This is a genomic window from Legionella parisiensis (assembly GCF_001467945.1).
In the GTDB taxonomy this organism is placed as follows: domain Bacteria; phylum Pseudomonadota; class Gammaproteobacteria; order Legionellales; family Legionellaceae; genus Legionella; species Legionella parisiensis.
The window spans coordinates 1,021,041-1,027,040 of the sequence record NZ_LNYQ01000013.1 but is presented as its reverse complement, the minus strand read 5'-3'; the positions used below and the strand labels follow the sequence as shown (position 1 = coordinate 1,027,040).

Sequence of the window (6,000 nt, the reverse complement as noted above, 5' to 3'; positions counted from 1 at the left end):
GGCACTTTAATCTCCTTTTGATCGCTAAATCAAGGACTTAGTTTAGACTAAGTTGATTAAAGTGCCCCCTTAATTGGTGTAGAGCCCGGATCAATCACGAAAAAATGGCTCTTTCCCATTTTCAAATGAGAACTTCTTCGGGGTATCAATATGTACTCCATCCTCAGGAACAATATTCTCTGAATGTTTGTTGTTGCAGACCCACCTTCGAAACTCCGGATCTATTTTTCCGATATCATGGAGTATTCCTGAAAAAAAAGCAGATTGTCTTAATTTTTGGTTTACTATTCCTATTTTTTCAAGCAAACAGTAAGCAACATACCCTACTGCAAAAAGATGATGGCTGAGAAGTTGAGCTTTTGTGTTGGCAATTAGATGATCAGTTTCTATAGGCAATTTATCCATTATGACTTCCTTTGATGTAAAATTAACTGGTACAACACCAAGATGGTTAAAAGCGTGTCTGCACCCAACAACCCAAACTAACTCAGTTCTTGATCTTGCTCTTATCCAATGACAACTCACCGCTGTATTCTTAGTGGCGGTTTTGCGCAAAAGTTTCTTAACGGAGGATAAGCCTTCTTGGGTAATTACAGTTTGCCAAGTGTTGTCACCGATACGATCGGCAAATGCATCTAAGACGCGTCGAGTTCTAGCTAGTGCTTTTTTCTTGCACTGAGAAACAAAAACAACCATCATAGGGCACATTCTCTCTTATTTTCTGTTTCCCAATCAGTCTTTAAGGCCACCGCTTTAACTTGATCAAACATAAAGTCTAATGCCTTATAATCGACAAAAGCCTGTAAACATTGCTGACGAAATTCTTGTTCAGTGGCATTTTCTTTAGCACAGATAAACGCCCAGGGAAGAATGATGGCATCCTTTACTAAATCAGCCACATCAAATACCAACGCCCCACGCCTCGTTTTACCATGCAAAACGGCAAACCCATGAGGAATTCCCAGCACCCAGAGTGTCGTTGCGCCTAATCCATAAGCTAGGTAATTCCCATGGTTTAAAAAAAATGTTGGCCTTATCTTTAGCTTCACGTTCTCGACTAAATTTTCCATACTGAGTTCGACTTGCAGCGTACCTGTAAAGATTTTTTGTTAATTCTGCTTCAGCCTGCATTAGTTTATTGACTGCGGTTGCACTTTTGATTTTATCTTCACAAAATAATAATTCTTGTTGTAATTCGTGGTAATTAAATCCTTCCGCAGCAAGATCTCGGCTTTTTTCCCATTGGTTTTTTAAATATTCGATACGTGAGAGTTGAAATTGCTTTGCAGCAAATAATCGTTTTTTCTCATCAAACCAGAATTTCATCCACCCTTGCATATACTCTGTCGGTCGGTATTCACTTTGTGGAGTGAACCACTCAACTTCGTTAGCCATAAGTAAAGGAGTACCGCCTCCTCCACAGAACCCAATAACTACCCCTGCTTGAGCTAGCATACGCACTGCAGCTTGAGTAATAGATGTACCAGTTCCCAGTAAAAGACATGTTGTGTTGGCAATAGGAATATTCCAATACTGGTTTTCGTTTTTTTCCTCAGTCAGATATAGAACTCGCCCATCTTTTTGCATAATCCGGCACTTTTCTAAGTAATAAATATTGGCGCGTTTTGAGTGCAAAATTGCTTTTAAATCAGTTAATATTTCCATTAAAATTCTGCTAAGTTAAATCTTTCATTCCCATTCGATAATTAGCCAACTAAACTAGGAAAATGAGATCTCAAACCATTTCAGGAATTCAGAAAGTGAATAGCCGAAAGCTATATGATGACATTCATTTGGCTATAGAAATGACCATTATTACCATAGTATGTTGTTAAGCACGGATGGCAAAATAAACTACTAGTAGCGGATTTTAAGAGCACTATTTTTGTTTTGTCAAATATTTACCCATTCATTTCTTAATATAATTTAACCATTTTGCTTGATATTGATTTATTTGGTCAATTCGAACTCGGTTTGTCTAAAATTAACTTTGTAGATTAGTAAAGTACATATACAAACCATTAATGATCTAAAATTTGTTCTAATATTAATCTGAGTAATCGTAGCAGAGATATTATCAAGTGCATCATCCAACCCATTTCCAATCTCTTTAAAATTAATCCTAACGGTAACTAGGAAAATGCTATCAATAAGATTTGTATTTTTTTATAAGGAGGGAATATCGTCATCTTTTTACCATTAAAGAGGAAAAGGATTTAGAGGCTCATATTAACCATATTCATTATAATCCGTAAAACATAAGCTAGTGACACATCCAAGGGATTGGTCCTATTCTTCGCTTCATTTATATATTAGAAAAAAGACCCAGGTCCAGTTTCCTTCATGGGACTTTGGTGGATAATCCCGTAATCCCCTTCGCTCCTTACGGACTACGCTTGCTAAATTTCCATTTGCTTACAAATGAATCTGTAGATTCTAATTTCTGTTATAATGAATTTAATACAATTTGTTTATTATATTGGCGAGAAATTATTATGAAAGCTAAAATTGGGCCTGATAGCAATAAAACTGGACATATCTATCTGGAAAATGAAGGACGAGTATATGGAAATTATAAAATGGTCAATGATGTACGAATGAGATCCCTTGAGGGGGTTCCAGCAAGGATAGTGATGCAATTCTCTTTACCATTTGCTGAAGTTGATGATGATCTACATAATTATAAGACGTTTTTAGAGGGACATAAAAGTGAAGTCAAAAATGTAGATTTTTGTGTGATTCAAGAAAGTTCTACAAAAGTTCCTGTGTTTATGTTGCCTGCAACGCAAGATTTGACTGTGAATATGAATGATAAAGAACGCGCTGCTTTTATGAAAGAAGTATTTGATCATTGTTATGCAGAATATAGCAAAAGCTGCACATATCCTGTGGATCAAAAATACTGTGCAGCAACCGTAGTTGCAGGTACGAAAACAATGTGGGGTGGTAAACATTTTACGACAATGATTAAACCACCAGGTGATGAACAATGGTTACATGTGGATCCAACGGATTTTGGTGGCCCACAAAAATTTAATCGTAAACAATGTGGCGGTTATTCATCCATGATCGAAGCTGAAGCACTGATGCACTATTCCTCCAAAACTATAGTAGAGGCTCGAGAAGATGAAAAACAAAATCGAGTAATACGTTCTTTATTACAATTCATTGATACTTTGGCCTTTAAATTTAACACTTGGTTTGCTGGTGCGCGGAATGATGTAATTCGAAATGCAGGTGATGAAGAGGTTCCGCGGATGACATTTGAAACGTCTTATGCTGAAATGGCCGATTTTAGCGCTGGACGCTTAGCAAGAGCCTTTAATAATCAAAAGTTTATAGAGACTAGAATTTATGGTAAATCGCCAACAAAGGACTCTACAGAGAAATCTAGTGAACAGGATGATAATACAGAAAAAGAATTGGGGTCTGATTGGACTATTACTTAATAATTAACCCAAAGTTTTCCGTAGTCAAAATGTATTAGTCCATTTCAATAAATTAATAATTTTGCAAAAACTAAAAAATTAAAAATCAAATAAAAGGTAAAGATATTAAGATTCAATCAAACGTATTTGGCTATTAGTATACAGCCCTACTGAATCCTCATTCTTATAACCAATTAAGAGTGCTGAAACAGTTATTTACACACTACCAAAACTAACTTTGGGGAATTGCGTATTTGAGCACGACATTGTTATACATCGTAGGACATTTGCAGTGGATTCACGAGATATAAATAACAATATAATCAATAAGATATTTTTTAAATGGGTGGCTAAAAATCCTCGTATTGGCAGTTCGATTCTGCTTCTGGCCACCATGCGACCCCAATAATTTTTTTTGATGTAGTAAGGTACCGAAATCAAGCCCATTAAACTAAATAAATTAGTCTAAACGCATTTCCACTTTAATAGGAGCCATTATTTTTTCCATAGATTCATTTTTAGACAAAGAGTCTCGAATCACCCTGAAATTTATATGGCTCGGTTGCCTAAATGCTTCAATAATTTCCAGCGTATTACTACTATGATTCATTTCATCTGAATTTACTTATCCTACCTTTGATTTGAATAATAGCCGCGGCAATTTTTTCATCATCTACATAATCAATATCTGCCATTATGTTGCGTATTTCTTGAATAATAGTAGGAATATTACCATCTTGTCCTTTCATTAAATCATCATTATTTAATACCGCGTTAACAGCGAAAATGTTTTCCTCTCTTTCACTAGTAGGGACTCTAATAATATTACTCCTAACTTTAAATTTATCCGGAAAAGTAGTGACTGGAGATAAAGTGGAAGTCGCACTAGTTTCTTCTATGTGAGGCATACTTAATGCAGTTGGACTAGTAATATTATGGATAGGCCCTTCACTCTCTTCAGATGAAGACAAGTCGCTTTTTGCTTCACTCTCTATAATCATTTTTTCTAATTCATTAATTTCTAATTCAATTTCGTCTAAATCACGGGGAAGGTTTTGTAAAGCAATTAAGGCTTCTTCGCTTAATTCCTCCGTCAAAGTATCTAGTTCGGACTCGTATTTCTCTGAACTGTCGAATTTAGATTGCTCCATTTCTTTACAAATTCTGGCAAGATCTAAAAATTTAGAATATACTTTTTGTGTATCGATCATCAAAGGTTTATCATCTTTTTTTCTAATTTCATCATTAAACTCTCTAAATTCTTTAATAATTTGCTCTATAACTGAAGGATTTTGATTAATATATTGCCTAAATTCAGGGATAGATATTAGTGCTGTTTTTAATAAGAAAGTTCTTTCAATTTTATCTGCAACAAGTTGTTCTCTTAATGGCTCCGAAGTAACAGTTGCTTTTGCTATTTCCATGTAATTCAGGTCATCAATAAGAATGCGTTTCAGAAAGGTATAGTATTTTTGTGAAATAAATTGCTCATTATGAACTAATTCATCAACATCTAATAATCTTTTTGGATATTCATGGACAAAGATTGCTGGGCCTGCGTCTTTCAATCTTGGAAAGTTAATTATATCCTCCTTTCTCTTAACAATTGATATTTCCGAGGACTTTGCTATCTCATCAGATTTTGTGAATAAACCTCCACTCTTACTTTTATAAGGCCTCTTTCTATTTTTCATTTTATGCGCATTATGTCCAAATTTCCAGGTTATTCCCCAAGGAGAAAAAAACCTCTACTACCTTAGCAGATTTAATCCAGGTTGCGATAAAATACCATCCTAGCGAATGCAAGAAACAGCCTTTTGACGCGAGAAAAGGTTATGCTGAAATGCTTTAATATAGATAGACACTTGGACCTTTAACGATGTTGTTTTATTATGAATAAAAAATAAAATTATTTACTTATTTCAAGCAAATGAAATTTTCAAAAATTGAAACATCAGAACGAACTAATTTTAATAAAGCAAGACTATAGTTAATAAGTATTATTTAAAATAAAGAGGAATTATGAGCGGATTAGACGACTTTACAAATAACATTCCATTATCAGAACTCTTTAACGAAAAATTTATGATAAAACACACCTCATTTAATAATATCAATGATTTTATCAATGCGAGTGGCTATAAAATTGATAAAGCAGAAGATTTACAGAACATACCTGAAAAGGCATGGGATAAATATATTAAACAGAGTACATCTTTTTTATCTTGGGAAGAGATGCTCAAAACCGCGAGCCAACTATGGCTTAAAAAAAAGCTGGGAATTTAATATGCCCCTACCCAATAGCTTTCTGAAAAGCTACAAGATACCCTTCAAAATCCGATCTGCTTTTGCCGATTCGCAGTCAGATAAGAGACAGCTATCCTATCTAGTGATAAGAGAAAAAATTTGCACACCCAAAAAGAAAACAATATAATCATATTGGTTGATTTTAACCCTATCTAGCATGACAAATAGAAAAGGCGTTTCTAGATGATAAGTAAATCATTAGCAACTGGATTAGCAGGTGCCTCTTCCATAATACTAACAAATATCCTAAATCAGTCAGTATGCT

6 protein-coding genes are annotated in these 6,000 nt (G+C 34.6%); 2 read left to right on the top strand and 4 right to left on the bottom strand.

The window, feature by feature from the left end; genetic code table 11:
- Window positions 1–90 precede the first annotated feature (90 nt).
- Genes Lpar_RS19375 through cas1f form a run of 3 tightly spaced genes read right to left on the bottom strand, consistent with a single transcriptional unit; the run spans window position 91 to window position 1,665 of the window.
- Window positions 91–699 (bottom strand): HD domain-containing protein, encoded by a 609-nt coding sequence (locus Lpar_RS19375; protein WP_237759391.1) that lies wholly within the window; start codon window positions 697–699, stop codon window positions 91–93.
- On the bottom strand, window positions 696–968 hold the full coding sequence (locus Lpar_RS19550) for a CRISPR-associated endonuclease Cas1 (RefSeq protein WP_242602322.1): 273 nt from the start codon (window positions 966–968) through the stop codon (window positions 696–698). The genes Lpar_RS19375 and Lpar_RS19550 overlap by 4 nt, the downstream gene beginning before the upstream one ends.
- Window positions 928–1,665: a type I-F CRISPR-associated endonuclease Cas1f gene (cas1f, locus tag Lpar_RS10575; protein ID WP_242602323.1), complete on the bottom strand. Its 738-nt coding sequence runs from the start codon at window positions 1,663–1,665 to the stop codon at window positions 928–930. The genes Lpar_RS19550 and cas1f overlap by 41 nt, the downstream gene beginning before the upstream one ends.
- Before the next feature lie 830 nt (window positions 1,666–2,495).
- Here cas1f and Lpar_RS10570 point away from each other — a divergent pair.
- Complete coding sequence (locus Lpar_RS10570; protein WP_133133973.1) at window positions 2,496–3,449, top strand: hypothetical protein; 954 nt, start codon at window positions 2,496–2,498, stop codon at window positions 3,447–3,449.
- 590 nt (window positions 3,450–4,039) lie between these two features.
- On the opposite strand, the gene Lpar_RS10565 is transcribed toward Lpar_RS10570, so the two are convergent.
- The gene (locus Lpar_RS10565; RefSeq protein ID WP_058517910.1) at window positions 4,040–5,122 is read right to left on the bottom strand and encodes a hypothetical protein; all 1,083 of its coding nucleotides are present in this window, start codon (window positions 5,120–5,122) and stop codon (window positions 4,040–4,042) included.
- A gap of 328 nt (window positions 5,123–5,450) precedes the next feature.
- Between Lpar_RS10565 and Lpar_RS10560 the strand changes: the two genes are divergently transcribed.
- Window positions 5,451–5,714, top strand: a complete 264-nt coding sequence (locus Lpar_RS10560) for a hypothetical protein (protein ID WP_058517909.1) — start codon at window positions 5,451–5,453, stop codon at window positions 5,712–5,714.
- Window positions 5,715–6,000 lie beyond the last annotated feature (286 nt).